Below are 19985 nucleotides of genomic sequence, written 5' to 3'. Positions count from 1 at the left end.
TTCTTCATTATATCCAATATGTAAAAAACGACATTAAATATGCCTGAAGCGGCAAGCACCTCAACAAGCTCCGAGAAGCGCTGGAGCTTAGCACTAATAGTATAGCCCGTATAAACAAACGTCCATACGGGCATTTTTGTTGCAGCAGCCTCTAATCGGACTGCATTTTATTACGTTACATTATTTCACAAATTTGATTGTGATCAGCTGGGTCATATCCTCTTCCGGCGAAACGGCGTACTCTAGCTTTTGGTCGTTTACGTAAATTTCCGTTTCGGTAGCCCGTCCGATATTGATGACTGCCTCTGTTTCACTGGTCATATCTTCTGTATGGCTTCCAGTTTTGTCTTTATCCAGCATACCCTGGAAGATCGATTTCCCAGCCCCATTAGAAAGGCCAACCCATGTTTGCCCAAGTGAAACAATCTTGATGGCAAATTTATCGGTATTCTTCAGTTCGTATACCGTCTTGCTGCCATTGCTAGAAGAGACTGTAAGCTCCTGTGCCGGGGTTTCAGGCTCTGCTTCTTCTTCAGCAGGTTTTTCCTCAGCAGGGGTATCAGATTCGCTTGGATCATCATCAGCGGCATCTTCCGCGCTCCCTGCAGGTTCTTCAACGATTGGCTGGTCCTTTTTGGTATTCGCAGTCTGTCCAGCGTCATCGCCAGCGTTTTTGACAATTAAATACCACACGAGAGCTATCGCGCCAATAATGAAGATGCCAATCAATATTTTTGGAAGTACATTCAGAACCTTAGAAGTTTCTGGTGAAAGACTCTTCCTCGATTGGACACGTGACAGCTGTTCTGGCAACTCTTCGTTATATGAAGATGGGATTTCGGATTTATGCTGTTCAAAAAGCTGGTCCGGATCAAGGCCCACTGCTTCGGCATATTGTTTGATGAATGCCCGAACATAGAACTTACCTGGCATCATAGAATAATTGCCTTCTTCAATGCCCAGGAGATAACGCTTTTGAATTTTCGTGATGGACTGCAGTTCGTCCAGGCTGAGACCTTTTGCTTCCCGTGCTTCCTTTAAAATAATTCCTAACTCAGACACGATAACACCTTCCAATACTGTTAAAAATCAAATCCTCCAAAATCGGAATCAGTAAACATGTGATTCTTCTGGACCATATCATATACGATTTCCTCATCGGGGTTATTTCTTAATTCGATAATATAATCAAAATCATCCAATGTATATTCTGTGTTCTGGACAAAAATATCAGGATGTTCCACAACCTTGACTGCAGGAAGGCGCATGATTTCCCTGACAAGCTGCCAGTGCTTTTCATTGGCTCTCCTTGTTGAAACAATACCATCGATGATGAATAGGTTATCAGCATTGTACTCATCCTCAATCAACTGATTGCGAATTGTCTGCTTCAATAATGTAGAGGAAACAAAAAGCCATCTTTTATTGGCACAAACACTTGATGCCACAACAGATTCTGTCTTTCCGACACGAGGCATTCCACGTATGCCAATCAGTTTATGCCCCTCCATCTTAAACAATTCTGCCATAAAGTCGACCAGCAGTCCAAGTTCATCCCTTACAAACCGGAATGTTTTTTTATCGTCCGCATCACGTTGTATGTACCTGCCATGTCTTACCGCCATCCGGTCACGCAGTTTAGGCTCCCTGATTTTAATTACCCTTATTGTATCCATAGTATTTAAAATTGACTCAAGTCTCTCAATTTGATCATCATCTTTCGCAAGGATCAATAGGCCACGTCTTCCTTCATCCACACCATTGATCGTTACAATATTGATGGACAGCATTCCAAGCAAAGAGGAAATATCACCTAGCAGTCCTGGACGGTTAATCATTATTTCATATTCCAAGTACCATTCTTTCTTCTCCATCATTCTCCTCCTCTGCTTTCAGCCAATAATTGCGACACATTTTGACATCGATTATCTAGCTACTATAATATATGATTTTCTAAGAAGATGAAAGGAAAAACAAGCCAGAAATGAAAACTGGCCTAATGCATCTGATATGGACTGTTATAAATAAAAAAAGAGAGGAATGTAAGTCCCCTCTTCATCAAACTCACCTATTTACTTCCGTTGTTTTGAACAAGCTTTACCATCATGGTAGCGATCGCATGCTGCTCGTCCGGGCTTGCTACTGACCAAAGGTCTGAAAGAACTCTTTCCTGTTCGTTCTTAGGGTCGACGTTCTTGGCAAGATAGTCGCCGATCTGGTATGCAAGATCACCCATTACTTCTTTATTCATCCCTTGATCCTGCGCCTGATGAAGACGGTCTCCCAGGAAGTCTTTCCACTGATTCCAATTTTCCAATACAGACATATTGACAACCTCCTTGTCTAAAATAGTACAAGGTTATTTTGCATTGGTTCGCGGAGAATTATTCATCAAGAAACGGGATTAGAAAATTTGTCACAAATTGTTCAGGTCAGCCAGCCGCCGTTGATTGCCACAACCTGTCCGGTAATATAGGAGGATTTCTCAGATAAAAGGAATTCCACGCCATTTGCTACTTCTTCAGGGGTCCCAAGACGGCCGGATGGGACCTCAGCAGCAATCGCTTCAAGTTCCTCGAGGGTAAATCCGTCTACCATTGGAGTCTGGATCGCTCCAGGCGCAACTGCGTTCACCCTAATTTTAGAAGGTGCCAGTTCTTTGCTTAGCGCTTTCGCAAATGCCAACTGCGCTCCCTTTACTGTTGAATACGCCACCTCATATGACGCTCCTGTCTGGCCCCATATAGATGAGACAATCACAATATTCCCATTTTGTTTTTGCCGCAATTTTGGAAGCAGCTTTTTTGTCAGAAGAAGCGGCGTTGTAACATGGATTTGAATCAAGGCTTCTGTTTCTTCTTCTTCCAAATCCTCGAGAAGGCCATATAAAGCATTGCCAGCATTATGTACGATTGCATCAATCGAAAAAATCTGGTTGGCTAATTCAAGATAACCTGTCTTCGAGGCTAAATTGGCCTTGATCGGTATATATTCTCCGCCAAATGAGCCAATCTCGCTTAAAAGCTCTCCAATTCCCTTTTCGTTCTGATTGTAATGTAAGTAAAGCGAATAACCTTCTGATGCCAGCTTGATTGAGATTGCTTTACCGATTGCTCCGCTTGCACCTGTCACCAATGCGAATCTTTTCATGTCTTTTCCCTCTCACCATTTCTAATTAAATATGCGCCGGGAAAGGCCGGCGCACACGCTTCATATGTCAGTTACTTCCCCTTTGGAACTACCTGGCAGACTGTGAATCGGTCCTCTGATATAAGCCGTTCAGCTGCCTGATTGAGATCATCCATTGTGAGACTTTCAAGCACAGGGACTACTTCGAACAAATCCATATCATTGAAAGCGTAACGCGTGAATTGATTTGCGATATATTCTGGTGAATTCACCGCTCTTAAGAAAGCCCCAATTTTTTTCTTTTTTGTCCTTTCGAGGCTTTCAGCAGTGAGTCCCTGACCCGATTTCGCTTCCTTCAGCATCGCTTCAAGCTTACTGGCCAGGACATCCGGCTCATTTGTATCTCCGCCAACCATCGCGAACCCGAAACCTTGCTCCTGTGAATAGTCATAGGAAAACGTGTCGTCAATCAACCCCGAACTATACAATTCAGTGTAGTTATCAGAGCTTTTTCCAAATAGCATATCAAGGAGCACATTAACTGAAAGTTCATTTTTCAGCATTTCGCTTCCTGATTCAGTCGGGTTGGCAGCTTTGATTCCCACAAGGCATTTTGATGTTTGGACGTTCATTTTAAGGACTTGTTTCTTTTCAGCGACTCCAGCCTGTTCTGCATCAAATTTCCGCTGGATTTCAGGCTTGTTCTTATACTCTTTCTTGCTCTGGTTATCTTTTATCTGGCCCATGATTTCATCAGGGTTGACAGGACCAACCACAAACAGCAGCATATTGCTTGGGTGGTAGAAGGTTTCATAGCATTCATACAGCATATCTTTCGTTATATGGGAAATCGATTCGATGGTACCCGCGATATCGATGCTTACTGGGTGGTTTTTATACATATTCTGTATAAGCCCGAAATACAGCCTCCAGTCAGGGTTGTCATCATACATCGTGATTTCCTGCCCGATGATTCCCTTTTCCTTTTCAACCGTCTTCTCTGTGAAATAAGGCTCTTGAACGAAGTCAATCAGTGTTTCAAGGTTTTTCTCCACATTGGAGGTACTGGAAAATAAGTAAGCAGTCCTCGTAAACGATGTGAAAGCATTCGCAGATGCACCCTGCTTGCTGAACTGCTGAAATACATCCCCATCTTCCTTTTCAAATAATTTATGCTCAAGGAAGTGGGCAATGCCATCAGGGACCTTAACGTATTCATCCTTTCCCGGAGGAAGGAAGTGATTATCGATTGAACCGTATTTCGTTGTAAATGTGGCATATGTTTTATTGAAGCCTTTTTTCGGCAGAATGTAGACATCAAGCCCATTATTCAGCTTTTCATAGTACATTTCTTCCTGAAGTTGTTCAAAAGTGATCTTCTCCATTATTTGTCCGCCTCCAATCCAGTTAAGAAGTAAACCGTGTCAAGCTGGACCTTCTTGGCTACATCGACGATTTCTTCTTTTGTGGTTTTACTCATGCCCTGAAGCCAGTCATCGAGGCTAACATTTTGATCTGATACAACATTATGATAAAGGACCTCTACCATGCCTCTTGCAGTATCCATAGTTTCAAGCATTTGGTTTTCAATCACCGCTTTTGTCTGTTCAACTTCCTGATCGGTAAAATCGCCTGCTTGCATGGCTTCCATTTGTTCACGGATTATTTTAACAGCGAGCTCAAAATTTTCGAATTCGATACCAGACATGACCATCATCAAACCCTTGTGGCTTTCAAGACGGCTGGCGACATAATAGGCAAGGCTGTTTTTTTCGCGGACATTCAAAAATAACTTGGAATGTGAGAAGCCGCCAAAGATACCATTGAACACCTGGAGTGCATAATATTCCTGATCACCATAAAGCACATTTGTCCGATAGCCGATATTCAGCTTGCCTTGTTTTACATCTTCCTGATCTTTTACTGTTTTTTCTTCTATGCTGCCAGCATGATGTGTTTCCACCTTCACAGGGACCCTATCCTCGAATTGAAGCAGTTCGTCAGCAGTGGAATGGACTTCGTCTTCGTTCACATCGCCAATAATGTACAAATCCATTTCGTCCTCTGCAAAAGCCTGCTTGTAATACTCATACAAGTTCCCCTCATTAATCTGGGGGATATCGTCTATTTCTCCATTCACATGCAATGCATACGGCTCACCTTTACACATTTCCTGTACAAGCCTGAAATTGGAGTAGCGCATTTTATCATCATAAACTGCCTGAATCCTCTGTTTAAGGGTGCGCTTTTCCTTCTCCACCGTTTCTTTGTCAAAAGCATCATTCTCGGCCAGAGGATTGACAAGGATTTCTGCGATTAATTCCATCCCCTTTTTCAACAAAGGCTCTGGGTCACTCAGGAATTTTTCATTGGCAATTTCAAGCGAGAAGCTAATGACCTGGTACTCCCCTTTTTTGGATACATCAACATAAAGATTGGCCCCATAGAGCTCATCTAAATAGGAGCGCAGCTTTGAAGTTGTCTCGTATGCTTTTGAGCTGCTCTGCAGAACGTATGGAAGCAAAGCACGTTTTGTTACGTTTTCGCTCGTCAGAGGTGTTTTCATCTTCCAGACAATTGTGTTTGTCTTGAACTTTGCTGTTTTTACGATGTGAAGCTTGTAACCCTTCATATCCTTGATTGTTTCTGAAATGACAGCCATTTAAATCCTCCTTTAATGGGAACACGATAAGTAATCTTTTTCTATCCATTCTTCACTGTTTGTAATCCTGCAAAACATCTTTACTCTATGTATACGTTGAGATGCTCATATTTAATATTCCTATAAATACACTCTAACTATACCTTTCCATAGTTGTCTAATTCAAGCAATTGCCAATTCGATTAAATTTGAACACAAAAGCTCCCCTCAAGATGGGGAGCTTTATATTTTCATTCTCTTGCTGCTGCAATTTCCGATACAGCATCAAAACGATATGTATAGCCTGTTTCAAATTTTACCTGATTCCTGCCAGCAGCCTTCGCGCTGTACAAAAGCTGATCGGTATAGCCTAATAGCTTATCAGGCAGTGACACTGTTTGTGAGGAAGCAATTCCGAAGCTCATCGTAATGGTTTTACAATCCCCGGTAAATTCCTCAGCCGCCAGGGTTGAATAAAGATCTTCAAAAAAGGCAACTTGTCTCATTTCATCCATTAAAGGCAAAAGGAACGCAAACTCTTCTCCACCGTATCGAAATGCCTGTGCGTCATGGCGGTCGGCCAGCTCCTGAAAAATCAACCCAATTCGCTTCAATATTTCATCACCGGTCAGGTGGCCAAACTGGTCATTCACCTGCTTAAAATAATCAATATCCCCCATGACAAGCATGAAATCTTCCTTATTGAGAGTAAGCATCCTCAACTGTTCCTGAAAATGCCTATGGTTGTATAAACCCGTGAGATAATCAGTGAACATCAATTCATGGAAAATTTCCTTTTGCTTGAGGTGCTTTCTTTCCCTTATGACAATAAGTGAACCAAATACACCGACAACCCAGATGAACGCGAGATTCAGGATAAACACAAAGGAAGTATAAAATTCAAAATGTCCCTGTGTAACATAAATGATGCTGTATCCAAGAGTTAAAAAGGCAGAGGACAAAATCGCCCCCTTTGTTCTCCAATAGATCGTCGCATGCATGACAAGCAAGTATGAAATCGGAAATAGCGGAGACATGGTTCCCCTGGTTAAAACGAGCAGCCAGATGAGTGCGACATAGTCGAATACAATACCTGCTTTAGTAAGCAATGAAAAATATTCATTTCCAGGAGGCAGCTTGACCAGGGCAATTTGTGCAGAGGCCATATAAATGAATCCCACTGTCAAAAGCAGCGGGAAGGTCTCTTCTGTAAAATCCAGCCTGTCAGCGAGAGGCGGATAATAAAAAACAAGAACACCAATAACAAGAAAAATCCAGCGCAAATAAGAAAATATCTTCTCTGTTTCACGGTCATCCAAATATAATGATAGCTTCATCTTATAGACCTCTTACCGCTATTTTTTTAACCAGCATTTTCCTATATTCTACCATAACGGTTTGAAAAATTCTAAATTTAATGTGTCCTTTTCTTCTATATTTTAAAGGTTATCATTTTACTCAAATGTTACTAAACGAATGAATAGAAAAGAGGCACCTCGATAAAGGCACCTCTTGGTAAAAACTTATCTTTTTCCACTGTCGAATGTTTCACCGACGGCTTTTGGAGCCTGTGAAGACTTAGAAAAGATGACCAATGCGATCAGCGTTACGACATAAGGGAAAATCTTCAGCAGAATTGGCGGGATGACAGCCAATTCTGGAATTACCTGTGATACGTTTGCAATTGTACTGGCAAAACCAAAGAAGAATGTCGCTGCCAATACGCCAAGCGGCTTCCACTGTCCAAAGATCAAGGATGCCAATGCAAGGAATCCTAGACCAGATACAGTACCTGTGAACTCACCAGCGTAAGTCACAATGATCAAAGCTCCGCCAAGACCAGCAAACGCACCGGAAATAAGGACTCCACTATAGCGTATTCTTCGCACATTAATTCCTGCTGCCTCTGCTGCCTGCGGGAATTCACCACAGGATCTTAGACGCAGACCGAATCTTGTTTTGTAAAGGATAAACGAACTAATGAAAAGAATGGCCAATACAAACCAAGTAGTCGGATATGTTTTTGTAAAGAAAAGATCTCCAATTATCGGAATATCAGACAAGAAAGGGACATTCGAAGGTGTGAATCCACTAGTGATTCGGATATTCCCGCTTCCAGTCATATTTCTTGCAAGGAAAATCGTCAAGGCAGTCGCAATCAAATTGATTGCCGTACCACTGATGATTTGATCCGCATTCAAGTTAATGCTCGCAAATGCATGCAAGATTGAAAAAAGGATGCCTGCTGCTACAGCAGCCAATAATCCCAGCCAAAGAACGAGCGTATTGTTTTCGATTACACCGCTCAGATAATGGATGGATAAAGCGCCAGAGAAAGCACCGATGATCATCAAGCCTTCAAGGGCAATATTGACAATTCCGCTTCGCTCACTAAAAAGACCGCCCAGGGCTGTAATCAGAAGAGGAATTGTAAAGACAATCGCGTAAGGAAAAATTTGTTCTATAATATGCCACATCTTAGGAATCTCCCTTCTCGACTACAGGACCACTTTTGTCTTTTCGGTTTGAGCTTCTCTTCTTGAATTTGTTCAGCAAGCGCTCAATCAGTACACTTGTCGCTGCGAAGTAGATAATGATCGCAATGATTGTATTCGCCAGTTCAGGAGGAATTTCAGTCATCGCATTCATAAAGCCTGTACCAGAATAGAGGATTCCAAATAAAACAGCTGCGAAGAATACACCAATTGGATTATTGGCACCAAGCAATGCTACTGCAATTCCATCATAACCCTGGGCTGGCAGGATTCCGATCTGGATACTGGAAGCATTACCAGTGTACAGCGCTACTCCTCCGAGTCCGGCAAGAGCACCTGAAATCAGCATAGATAAAATAATATTGCGATTTACTTTCATGCCTGCATATTCAGCTGCAAATCTATTAAAACCTACAGCCTTTAACTCATAACCTAAGGTCGTTTTATCGATAATGAACGCTATAATGATTACCGCAATGACCGCAAGGAACAATCCAAGGTTGATGTATGAACCCTGGAACATATCTGTCAGCCAAGGCGTACGCAGGGTAGCGGATTCTGCCAGCTTCTTGGATTCAGTTTCGAGGAATTCCCCTTTGAAGTATCCAGGAATCACATAATAGATCGTCCAATAAGCAATCCAGTTCATCATGATTGTCGATACAACCTCATGAACATTGAATTTTGCCTTAAGCAAACCAGGAACGAATGCCCAAAGCGCTCCGCCAAGCATCCCCACCAGAATCATGACCGCAAGAAGGACTGGTCTTGAAAAATCATATGTTAGACCAACAGCTGATGCCAATAAGCCGCCAACTAACATTTGGCCGGAAGCACCAATATTGAACAAACCAGTACGGAATGCAAAAGCAACGGACAGACCGGTAAATACAAGTGGAGTTGCCGTAGCCAAGGTATTCCCGATACGTTCAAGGTTCTTCAGGGCACCTTGAAGAAGATAGGAATAGCCTTCAATCGGGTTGCTTCCGATGAAGAGCATCAGGATTCCCCCGGCCACCAGTCCTAATAAAATCGATATTATAGATACGATGGTATGTCTCATATGCTTCTCTCCTTAGCCACGCCTGCCATCATTAGACCAACTTCATTTTCGTTCGTTTCAGCAGCGATCACTGTTCCGACCAGTTCACCGTTGTTAACGATTGCTATACGGTCAGATAGCTGCAAGATTTCATCCAGCTCAAGAGAAACAAGCAATACTGCATTCCCCTTATCACGGTGTTCTACGATTCTCTTATGGATATATTCAATAGAACCTACGTCCAGCCCGCGAGTAGGCTGTACACAAATCAGCAGTTTCGGATCCAGCTCAAGTTCCCTTCCAATGATCGCTTTTTGCTGATTGCCGCCTGATAGTGTCCTGGCGATAGAGACTGCACCTTCGCCTGATCGCACATCAAAGTTGGTCAATATGTTTTGAGCATACGTTTTCATAGCGTTTTTGTTCAATATCCCATTTTTTGAAAAAGGCTTCTTGTTATAGATTTGCAGAACCATATTTTCCTGTAACGAGTAGTCCAGAACCAGTCCGCGTTTGTGCCTGTCTTCCGGAATATGGCTCATTCCCTTTTCAAGTCGCTCGCGAACAGGCAAGCTGCTGATCTCTGTGCCATCAATCTGGATAGAGCCTGATTCCGCTTTTCTTAATCCTGTGATTGCTTCAATAAGCTCTGTTTGGCCATTGCCTTCGACCCCGGCGATCCCAACAATTTCACCAGTACGGACTTCAAGTGAAAAATCTTTAAGGCCCATTACTTTTCTATTGTTTTTCACAGATAGAGAATCTATTTTAAGTACTACCTCTCCAGGAGCACTTTCTTTCTTATCCACTTTGAATGAAACATGACGGCCAACCATCATTTCTGCAAGGCTTGCCTCACTTGCTTCAGCCACATTGACAGTGCCGATTCCCTTTCCACGGCGTATTACCGTACAGCGGTCAGCTACTGCTTTAATTTCTTTCAGTTTATGAGTGATAATGATGATAGACTTTCCTTCTTTAATAAGATTGCGCATAATCTTCATCAATTCATCAATTTCTGCTGGTGTAAGAACAGCTGTTGGTTCATCCAATATCAAGACGTCTGCTTCTCGGTAAAGCATCTTTAAAATTTCTACCCTTTGCTGCATACCTACTGAAATATCTTCAATTTTCGCGTGTGGATCCACATTCAATCCGTAATGCTTTGATAATTCTTCAATTCTTTTTGCTGCTTTGTCGATATCAAGCACCATGCCTTTAAGCGGCTCGCTGCCCAGTATGATATTTTCTGTTACGGTAAAATTCTCAACCAGTTTAAAGTGCTGGTGCACCATCCCGATTCCTAAACGGTTGGCCACATTGGGATTCGTGATGCGCACTTCTTTTCCATGCACTTTAACGACGCCTTTTTCAGGCTGATACATCCCGAATAAAACGCCCATCAAGGTTGATTTTCCTGCACCATTTTCCCCTAACAGTGCATGGATTTCCCCTTTTTTCAATGTAAGGGTGATATTATCGTTGGCTACGATACCCGGGAACTCTTTCCGGATATTTAACATTTCTACAACATAACTCATAGTAGCACTCACCTTTGTATTAGACTCTATACCTTTTTTAAATAGGGAGTCCCCTATACTGGAACAGAATTTCTGGTAAAACTTCAAAAGACTTTTGAAAGATTGAAAATATTCAAGTCCTTATTTCAAAAATTTACCGTTCAGACTTTAATAGACAAAAGAGACGGAAACAACCGTCTCTTTCACTCTATTTTACTTAAACAAGTCACCTTGTTCAGCAGAGACTTTAACCTCTTCAGACTTGATCTTTTCATATACTTCCTTAACCTTGCTTACAGTTTCATCGCTTAGGTTAGGGTTCTTGTCAGGAAGACCGATACCATCGTTCTTGGCATCGAAAGTCAGAGTTTGTCCGCCAGGGAATTTGCCATCAAGTTCAGCCTGAACCATGTCGTAAGAAACCTGGTCAAGCTTCTTCATTGCAGAAGTCAGGATAACTGACTTGTCGCCTTCGTACTTACCATCTTCGTACTGGTCAACGTCTACACCAACGATCCAAACTTTTTCGCCTGATTTAGCGCGGTCTTTCGCTTCTTTAATAGCACCTACTCCAACACCGCCAGCAGCTGTGAAGATTACATCAACGCCACGGTCATAGTACTGAGCAGCAATTTGTCCGCCAGCAGCAGCATTATCAAATGAACCTTGATAGATAACGTTTTCTTGTTTGATTACTACATTTGTTCCAAGGTTTTCGTTAGCATACTTTAGACCTTGCTGGAAGCCCCAGTTGAACTTCTGTACAGCAGGGATTTCCATACCGCCGATGAAGCCAGCTTCACCTTCTTTTAATTCAAGAGCAGCTGCTACACCAGCAAGGAAGCCTGATTCGTGCTCTGCGAAGAATACAGCGACTGTGTTATCTTTTACAACAGGGTTGTAGTCTCCATTATGTGGATTTCCGTCAAGAATGACGAACTTAGCATCTTTATATTTATCTTGGGCTTGGAAAACAGCAGTTTCGAACTTAAAGCCAGGCGTAACGATGAACTTATATCCTGCGTCGTAAAGGTTACCCATTTCTTTTAAATATTCAGCTTCAGTTGTTCCTGCAGGCTTAAGGTACTTTGTGTCGACTCCGAATTTATCTTCAGCCTTCAGGATACCTTCCCATGTTCCCTGGTTGAATGATTTGTCATCAATTGTACCAGCATCCGTAACCATACCAACTTTTAAATCTGACTTCTTGCTGTCGCCGCCTTTTTCATCGCTATCGCTGCCACAGCCAGCTAACATTGTGCCTGCTGCCAAAAGCAATGACATTACCAAACCAAATTTACGCTTTTTCAAGGTTTGTACCCCCTAGAGAATGTTTGTTGGATTTCGCAGGAATGTTCTGAAAAACCGAACAGATAGCGTTTTCATAACTCAGAAAAAATTAAACTCTCTTTCTCAGGACATGAAAACTGAACTTATCGGCTTTAAAGTAATTTACGGAATAAAGGATTGGTACGTCATTTTCATCGAAATGCATCTGCTTTAAAACAAGCAGGGCAGTTTCGGGTTCACATTCCAGGATCGGTGAAATTTTTTCATGATAGCCTATCGGCTCGATTTGTGCGACCGCATATGTAACCTTCCTGTTCGACATGACTTCAAGGAGATGAAGCAGTGATTCATCTTCATATGAAAAGTCACCAGACAGGATTTTTCCGGGGATTTTGTCCAGACAATAGACAACAGGTTCCCCATTTGCGGTCCTTACTCGTTCAATCAAAGTGATTTCATCATCCACAGAGCATGAAAAACGACGGATATCCTCTTCAGTTGGCCCGGTAGTCGTAGAGTTCAAAAAGATGGTTCCTGGCTTCATCCCGGCCTGTTCAATCATTGCGGTAACACTGTTAAGCTGCTCGATTCCTGAAGAAAACAATGGTTTAGCGTTCACGAAAGTACCTACACCATGCCGGCGGATAATCACATTTTCTTCTTCAAGAATCCGCAAGGCTTCCCTTAGTGTAGCTCTGCTTACGCCAAGCTGTTTGGCAAGATCGAATTCTGATGGGAGTTTTTCTCTTTCTTTATAAACACCCTTCTGAATATCCTGCTTCAGGTGATCGATTACTTGTAAATACAGGTGCCGGTTATCTGATTTGATCGACATGAGGCGTTCCTCCAACCTTTTTGCTCAAAGACATCAGACCTCTGATGTATAGCATTCCTACTAATCGAAAATACTATAACACTTTTTTAAGGATAAATAAATAGAGTTTCAACATTTTGTCGAAAAAAGCTAGAAAGACCAAAATTGTCAATTTTTTCGGGACAAATAACCTATATTTCTGATATAATTGTAGTTTGAAAGCGTTTTTAATAGTATGACACTATTAGGTTTTACAAGTGCTAAATCCCCAGAAACAATAATAAAAGCCGGATGCACGCATCCGACTTTTTGCCCATTCACAGTCAATTCTTATGCTTCTTCTGACTTAGCAACCAGAACATTACGTGGTTTGCTGCCTTCATATGGCCCGACAATTCCGCGAAGTTCCATCTCATCAATTAGTCTGGCAGCACGTGAATATCCAATCCTGAACCTTCTCTGGAGCATAGATACAGATGCTGTCTGCATCTCGACGACAAGGTCCACAGCATCACTGTACAAATCATCCTCGACTTCCGAGGTATTCTCTGGAACATCTTCAGGAATCATTTCTTCCTGGTATTGCGCCTTCTGTTGCCCGATCACATAATTCACAACTTCTTCTACCTCATCATCTGACAAAAATGCTCCCTGTACCCTGACAGGCTTCGATGCGCCAACCGGCAGGAACAGCATGTCTCCTCTTCCCAGCAGCTTCTCGGCGCCGCCCATATCCAGTATCGTCCTTGAGTCTGTCATTGAAGATACGGCAAATGCGATTCTTGAAGGAATGTTCGCTTTGATGACGCCGGTAATGACATCGACAGAAGGCCTTTGGGTAGCGATGATCAAATGGATTCCAGCCGCACGGGCCATCTGTGCCAGCCGTGTGATCGAATCTTCGACATCTGAGGATGCGACCATCATCAAGTCTGCCAGCTCGTCCACAATGACAACAATGAAAGGCAGAAGCGGCTGGTTGGCCTCTTCCTCATTATTGTACCGCTTGATATATTCATTATAGCCTTCTATGTTTCTTGTTCCGGTATGTGAGAAGAGTTCATAACGCCTTTCCATCTCATTGACCACTTTCTTGAGCGCCTGAGATGCCTTTTTCGCATCCGTTACCACTGGCGCCAGCAAATGAGGGACACCATTGTAGACATTCAGTTCGACCATTTTAGGGTCGATCATCATCAGTTTGACCTCATGAGGCTTGGCCCGCATCAGGATACTTGTGATGATTCCGTTTATACAGACACTCTTTCCGCTGCCTGTCGCTCCGGCAACAAGGAGATGGGGCATTTTATTCAATTCTGCCAGCACTGCTTCGCCTGTAATATCACGTCCAAGTCCAATCTGGAGCTTTGACCCTGGTTTATTATGCTGCTTTGATTCAATGACTTCCCGTAAAGAAACCATTGCCACCTCTGAGTTGGGAACTTCGATCCCGATTGCAGACTTACCTGGAATTGGCGCCTCAATCCTGATATCCTTTGCAGCCAAAGCAAGCGCTAAATCATCATTCAAGCTAACAATCCTGCTGACCTTCACTCCGACATCCGGATGGACTTCATATTTTGTAACGGCTGGCCCGAGATGGACCTGGGTAACCCTTGCTTTCACCCCAAAACTATGGAATGTTCGCTCAAGCTTAGCCGCATTTGCATGAATCATTTCATATTCGCCGCTTTGGTCGGTTTTATTCGGGAGTTTCAATAAATCAATTGGCGGCAGCTCATAAGAAGTATTCTCTACCTCTGTAAAAGTAATCGGCTGCTGCAGGTCCTCTCCATCGTCTTCGGATTTAGTTTCCGCTTTAGCTTTCTTTTCAGGCTGCTGTATTTGTGTTTCAGACGGAGTTGCATATGCCCGTTCTGCAAAGCTGGAGATGATTGGTTCTGGAGTCGGTTCCACAGGAATGTCAATTGTTTTTTCCACAGAACCCTCTTCCATGGCTGTCTGCTTACCTTCATTTTTAGCCTTTTTAGCTTCTTTGTTTTGGACTGATTTCTTTTGCTGCTGATTTTCTTTCCATTGCTTCAAGTCCTCAATGAATGAAAGCCATTGATCTCTGATGAACCCGCCCATAGGCGCAATAATCTTACTCGTAACTTCTGTAAAGGTTCTGCCTGTTACAAGAATTCCGCCAATGATAATTAAAAGAAACGCAATCAGCTGGGAGCCTGCTGCATCGAATAAATAGTAAAACAACGCAAACATCACTGCGCCGATCATTCCGCCGCCAAGGTCTGTGGTGCTTGTCTCGCCTTTCGCTTCCATGACAAATAATTCAAAGGTATTCTTGATGACACTGGGGTCTTTAAACTTCCCCCCATTGGATAAGAGCTCAAACAAGGTCACATGACTCAGCAACAAAATCGCACCGATAATCAAGTATGTACCAATCAATTTAGTGTGGAAAATGAAAGGGAGTCGTCTTTTCCACATTATAAAGATGCTGAATACGACAAGTCCAACGAGACTGAGCATGTACCATTCGCCGAAGAAAAAGCGGAAAAACATCACGATTGTTCTTCCGACAGCGCCCAGATCTGCCATCGCAATGATGGCCAATGCGAGCAAGGCTAACCCGGCAAGTTCATATTGAACGGTTGTTTTTACTGCATTCTTCTTTCTCGATTGCCGTCTTTTCTTTTTGGCCATTATATATCACCTGAATCTATATAGCTTCACTTACAGCATAAACAACAAAACGAACCTTCAAACTTCAGTAAGAAGAAAAGCAGCCCTATCCGGCTGCCCAATGCTGAGTGTATCCATATTATATCATATTTGCCAGTTGAAACGGCACTTCGTTTTAATAAGCGCATAAAAACAATACCATTCTAAGAAAGTGAAAGGGTCGACCCGGGTCTGCATATTGGGTCCATATAGTGATTCGGATCCGTACTCATGACCCTGACGATCCGGTATTCATTATTTTCTGTCCATTCAGCCATTAGCGGGATTCCGTTGTAGGAAATCATAACCTGGTTAATCGCTTCTTCCTCGCTATAAGGGAATATCTGTTCATGGGGCATCATTGTATACAGGATCATTGCACGATCACTTCTGTCTTTGGCTTATTTATATCGATCAGTTCATTGAGCTTCTTCATTGCTTGTCCGATGCCGCCGACTTCATGGATCAAGCCCATGTCCACTGCATCATGGCCAACGACATTTGTTCCAATGTCCCTGGTCAGGTTTCCTTTGGCAAACATAAGCTCTTTGAATTTTTCCTCAGGAATGTTCGAATGCTTCGTCACAAAATTAACAACTCTCTCTTGCATTTTATCCAGGTATTCAAAGGTTGCAGGAACCCCGATTACCAGACCAGTCAATCTGATTGGATGAATGGTCATCGTCGCTGTTTCAGCGATAAAAGAATAATCACAGGAAACTGCGATCGGCACACCGATTGAATGGCCTCCTCCTAACACGATCGAGACTGTCGGCTTCGAAAGGGAAGCAAGCATCTCTGAAATGGCTAGACCCGCTTCTACGTCACCGCCAACCGTGTTCAGGATGACAAGAAGGCCTTCGATATTCGGGTTCTGCTCAATAGCAACAAGCTGCGGAATAAGATGTTCATACTTTGTTGTCTTGTTATGAGGCGGCAGCTGCATATGGCCTTCAATTTGGCCTACAATCGTCAGGCAATGGATTTTCGAATCCTGGGACAGCTGCGGTACATTCGTCTGGCCAAGCTGCTGGATCTTTTCAAGAAGGCCTGATGGTTTATTTTCCTGTTCCCCCTCTGGTCCTTGTTGTCCTTCCTGGGTTTCTGCACTGTTTATATTCATTTCCTTATCCATCCTTAAATGCTCCCTTCAGGCATGATAATTTTAGTATGAACATCATCCTCAATTTCATTCCGGAAGCGGTTTTTATGAAGGATGTTTTCAAGCAAATCAATTTACCTAAAGGGCTTTTTCAGTTGAACCTATCGAAAAACAGCAAACAATAAAGAGGGTATCCCAAAAGGTATAAAATTTTGGGACACCCTCTTTATTTAGGTCGGCTTGTAAAATGGGTCCGTTGATTTCCATTCCAGGCACTTCGCTTTCCGCGGGGCTGGCGCTGAGCCCGCAGGAGTCTTCGCGCCTTCCACTTCAATCAACTCAGGTTTCAAAATTTATTTACAAATAAAATTAAAACAAGATCATTCCTCTTTAGGGATTATTTAATTGCCACCAAAAAACATGAGGAAATGAAAAAAGGCGGACTCTCAATTGATGTTATACAACTTATTGAGACACCCTCTTTTCTCTTATTATTTTACTTCCATTAAGATTGGCATGATCATAGGACGGCGTTTTGTTTTTTCAAATAAATATTGATTTAAGGAATCGCGCATTTCCTGCTTTAAGCCAGCCCAGTCGAAGGGTTCTTTTAGAAGGTTTTTTTCAACAATATCCCTTATAAGGGAGGCTGACTCTGCCATCATTTTTTCCGATTCGCGTACATATACAAACCCACGTGAAATAATTTCTGGCCCTGCAGCAATTTTCCTGTCTGCTTTATTCAGTGTCACGACAACAATTAATACACCATCCTGTGAAAGCAGTCTCCGGTCACGGAGTACGATATTCCCTACATCTCCAACACCGATTCCATCTATCAATATGTTTCCTGCCTGCACTTTTTCTGTGGCCTTTAGTTTACCGCCTGAAATCTCAATCACATCTCCACGGTCAGGTATGAAAATATTTTCTTCAGGTATGCCACATGACTGAGCTACTTTTTTATGTGCTTTCAACATTTTATATTCACCGTGTACAGGAATGAAGAATTTCGGATTCATCAAATTGATCATGAATTTTAATTCTTCCTGGCTTCCATGACTTGAAACCTGGACACTTTTCTTGCTCGCCACTACGTTCGCTCCGGCCCGGTAAAGCATATCCATTGTTTTGTAAATGAATACTTCGCTTCCCCTTAGAGGAGAGGCAGCGAACAGGACAGTGTCCCCTTCCTTGATATTCACCTGAGGATGGGCTTGCTTAGCCATTTTCTGCAGGGCTTCTATTGGCTCTCCCTGGCTGCCAGTCGTTAAAATAACTACTTCAGCATCGCCGTACTTCTTCAGGTCATCCACTGCAATGAGCAAGTCACTTTCAACTTGAAGATAGCCGAGCTCCAGAGCGATATCAAAAACCCTTTTCAGGCTTTTTCCCACCACCGCTACCTTGCGGCCATGCGAGGCTGCACTATTGAAAAGATGTTGGACCCTGTTTAAATCCGAAGCAAAACAGGCAGCAATGATGCGGCCATTTGCCTTATAAAAAACGCTCGATAGTTCCTCTATAACGGTTGTTTCAGAAGGCGTATAACCAGGTTTTTCAGCCTCTGTACTGTCCGAAAGAAGGCATAGAACCCCTTGCTCGCCAATGGCGGCCATCCTGCCGATATCCGGCTTATACATCGGTGCTGCAGCCTGGTCGAATTTATAGTCCCCTGTATGTACAATGGCCCCTTCCGATGTATGGATACAAACTCCGACAGAGTCTGGGATACTATGGTTTGTCTTGAAAAATGAAACAGAAACCACGCCAAAGTCCAGTTTGGTATCTGCCGTAATTTCATGGAATTCGACTTTGCCGACAAATTCCTGCTCACTCATTTTTTCCTTTGCCAGCGCAAGAGTAAGCTTTGTTCCATATACCGGGACATTCATTTTCCGCAGGACGTAGGTCAGCGCTCCTATATGGTCTTCATGGCCATGAGTCAGGAAAATTCCTTTTACTCTTTCACTGTTAGCACTCAAATATGAAAAGTCGGGAATGACGATGTCGATCCCCAGCATTTCATCCTCCGGAAACATCAACCCGGCATCCACCACAAAAATATCATTGTCCACTTCGGTGACATACATATTTTTGCCGATTTCCCCTACGCCACCTAGCGCAATGATTTTAATAATTTCGTTTTTCTTTTTAATCAATTCCCTGCCCCTCCTATGAGTTTTCTCCCGAACAAAATCAGTTAAAATCATTATACTTGATGGCAGAAAATCTTTACAACTTTATTCTCCGGCTCTCTATTGGCAGTGGGCATGCATATCCAGGTCATAAAAAGAAAAATACAAAACACTTATACACAATAAAATAAGGCCAGCCTTACCAGGCCGGCCCTTGTACTATTCGAATAATTTCGCTACCGCTGTTCTTTCTTGCTCTGTCAATGGAACCATCGGCAAGCGCACTGAGCCGACGTCGAGCCCTTTCAGCTGCAATGCAGTTTTAACTGGTCCAGGGCTCGGTGCGGCAAACAAACCTTGCATGACTGGAAGGAGACGCTGGTGCATTTTCGCTGCATCCTCGTTTCTTCCACTGAAGAATGCATCAACCATCGCTTGCATCTCATTGCCAATCACATGGGATGCTACAGAGACGATGCCCACCCCGCCAATAGCAAGCACAGGAAGTGTCAACCCGTCGTCACCGCTGTAAAGAAGGAAATCATCAGGTGTGCTGGCAATGATTTTCGTCATCGCGTTAAGGTCGCCGCTTGCTTCCTTGACGGCCACGATATTCGGGATTTTTGCCAGCTTGATCACCGTTTCAGGAAGAATATTGACTACAGACCTGCCCGGGATGTTATACACCATCACTGGCAATGAAGTAGCTTCAGCTGCTGCTTTGAAATGCTGGTAGAGTCCTTCCTGGTTTGGCTTGTTATAATAAGGGGCAACGATCATTATCGCGTCCACACCAATTTCTTCGGCTTTTTTCGTCAATTCGATAGTAGCATAAGTGTTGTTGCTGCCTGTACCTGCTATGACGGGAACTCTTTTGTCAACGACTTTCACGACATGCTGAAATAAAGCGATTTTTTCTTCCTTTGAAAGAGTCGGAGATTCACCTGTCGTTCCCGCGACAACCAGTGAATCTGTACCGTTCGAAATCAAATGGTTGACTAGCTGGGTCGTTTTAGCGAAATCAATGTGACCTTTATGATCAAATGGGGTCACCATTGCTGTAGATACTCTTCCGAATTGAACCATTCCTGTTCACTCCTATTCTCAAAAGCTTCCGTCTGCCAAGGCT

The 19985-nt window shown here is 43.0% G+C and carries 17 protein-coding genes; all 17 read right to left on the bottom strand.

Going from position 1 to position 19985, the window contains the following annotated elements; translation table 11 throughout:
* Positions 1 to 180 precede the first annotated feature (180 nt).
* The 17 genes from M3593_RS09055 to dapA all read right to left on the bottom strand — a co-directional run bounded on the left by M3593_RS09055 (position 181) and on the right by dapA (position 19942).
* On the bottom strand, positions 181 to 1062 hold the full coding sequence (locus M3593_RS09055) for a helix-turn-helix domain-containing protein (RefSeq protein ID WP_144474938.1): 882 nt from the start codon (positions 1060 to 1062) through the stop codon (positions 181 to 183).
* 20 nt (positions 1063 to 1082) lie between these two features.
* Positions 1083 to 1874 carry a DUF3388 domain-containing protein gene (locus M3593_RS09050; RefSeq protein WP_144475010.1) on the bottom strand — a complete coding sequence of 264 codons (792 nt, stop codon included), beginning with the start codon at positions 1872 to 1874 and terminating at the stop codon, positions 1083 to 1085.
* 194 nt (positions 1875 to 2068) lie between these two features.
* Positions 2069 to 2326: a DUF3243 domain-containing protein gene (locus M3593_RS09045; RefSeq protein ID WP_251541946.1), complete on the bottom strand. Its 258-nt coding sequence runs from the start codon at positions 2324 to 2326 to the stop codon at positions 2069 to 2071.
* Between the two features lie 101 nt (positions 2327 to 2427).
* On the bottom strand, positions 2428 to 3150 hold the full coding sequence (ymfI, locus tag M3593_RS09040) for an elongation factor P 5-aminopentanone reductase (protein ID WP_251541948.1): 723 nt from the start codon (positions 3148 to 3150) through the stop codon (positions 2428 to 2430).
* A gap of 71 nt (positions 3151 to 3221) precedes the next feature.
* Positions 3222 to 4514 (bottom strand): EF-P 5-aminopentanol modification-associated protein YfmH, encoded by a 1293-nt coding sequence (gene yfmH / locus M3593_RS09035; RefSeq protein WP_251541950.1) that lies wholly within the window; start codon positions 4512 to 4514, stop codon positions 3222 to 3224.
* Positions 4514 to 5791 (bottom strand): EF-P 5-aminopentanol modification-associated protein YfmF, encoded by a 1278-nt coding sequence (gene yfmF, locus M3593_RS09030; RefSeq protein ID WP_251541952.1) that lies wholly within the window; start codon positions 5789 to 5791, stop codon positions 4514 to 4516. Before yfmF ends, yfmH begins: the two co-directional genes overlap by 1 nt.
* 230 nt (positions 5792 to 6021) lie before the next feature.
* Positions 6022 to 7107 (bottom strand): GGDEF domain-containing protein, encoded by a 1086-nt coding sequence (locus tag M3593_RS09025; RefSeq protein WP_144474933.1) that lies wholly within the window; start codon positions 7105 to 7107, stop codon positions 6022 to 6024.
* 186 nt (positions 7108 to 7293) lie between these two features.
* Positions 7294 to 8247 carry an ABC transporter permease gene (locus tag M3593_RS09020; RefSeq protein ID WP_144474932.1) on the bottom strand — a complete coding sequence of 318 codons (954 nt, stop codon included), beginning with the start codon at positions 8245 to 8247 and terminating at the stop codon, positions 7294 to 7296.
* Position 8248: 1 nt separating this feature from the next.
* Positions 8249 to 9328 (bottom strand): ABC transporter permease, encoded by a 1080-nt coding sequence (locus M3593_RS09015; protein WP_144474931.1) that lies wholly within the window; start codon positions 9326 to 9328, stop codon positions 8249 to 8251.
* On the bottom strand, positions 9325 to 10848 hold the full coding sequence (locus M3593_RS09010; RefSeq protein WP_251541954.1) for an ABC transporter ATP-binding protein: 1524 nt from the start codon (positions 10846 to 10848) through the stop codon (positions 9325 to 9327). The genes M3593_RS09015 and M3593_RS09010 overlap by 4 nt, the downstream gene beginning before the upstream one ends.
* A 192-nt stretch (positions 10849 to 11040) precedes the next feature.
* On the bottom strand, positions 11041 to 12138 hold the full coding sequence (locus M3593_RS09005; protein ID WP_251541956.1) for a BMP family lipoprotein: 1098 nt from the start codon (positions 12136 to 12138) through the stop codon (positions 11041 to 11043).
* A gap of 88 nt (positions 12139 to 12226) precedes the next feature.
* Complete coding sequence (locus M3593_RS09000) at positions 12227 to 12952, bottom strand: GntR family transcriptional regulator (RefSeq protein WP_144474929.1); 726 nt, start codon at positions 12950 to 12952, stop codon at positions 12227 to 12229.
* 309 nt (positions 12953 to 13261) lie between these two features.
* Positions 13262 to 15598 (bottom strand): DNA translocase FtsK, encoded by a 2337-nt coding sequence (locus M3593_RS08995; RefSeq protein ID WP_144474928.1) that lies wholly within the window; start codon positions 15596 to 15598, stop codon positions 13262 to 13264.
* Positions 15599 to 15780: 182 nt separating this feature from the next.
* Positions 15781 to 15993 (bottom strand): YlzJ-like family protein, encoded by a 213-nt coding sequence (locus tag M3593_RS08990; protein WP_144474927.1) that lies wholly within the window; start codon positions 15991 to 15993, stop codon positions 15781 to 15783.
* Positions 15990 to 16751, bottom strand: coding sequence for a ClpP family protease (locus M3593_RS08985; RefSeq protein WP_395883494.1), 762 nt, complete (start codon positions 16749 to 16751; stop codon positions 15990 to 15992). The genes M3593_RS08990 and M3593_RS08985 overlap by 4 nt, the downstream gene beginning before the upstream one ends.
* 458 nt (positions 16752 to 17209) lie before the next feature.
* A complete protein-coding gene (locus tag M3593_RS08980) occupies positions 17210 to 18880 on the bottom strand; it encodes a ribonuclease J (protein WP_283905079.1) in 1671 nt (556 codons plus the stop codon).
* Between the two features lie 195 nt (positions 18881 to 19075).
* Positions 19076 to 19942 (bottom strand): 4-hydroxy-tetrahydrodipicolinate synthase, encoded by an 867-nt coding sequence (gene dapA, locus M3593_RS08975; protein ID WP_251541958.1) that lies wholly within the window; start codon positions 19940 to 19942, stop codon positions 19076 to 19078.
* Between the last annotated feature and the right edge of the window lie 43 nt (positions 19943 to 19985).

Source organism: Mesobacillus sp. MER 48, from assembly GCF_023714225.1.
In the GTDB taxonomy this organism is placed as follows: Bacteria; Bacillota; Bacilli; order Bacillales; family Cytobacillaceae; genus Mesobacillus; species Mesobacillus oceanisediminis_A.
The sequence above is the reverse complement of the archived record's forward strand: the minus strand, read 5'-3'. Positions and strand labels throughout refer to the sequence as shown.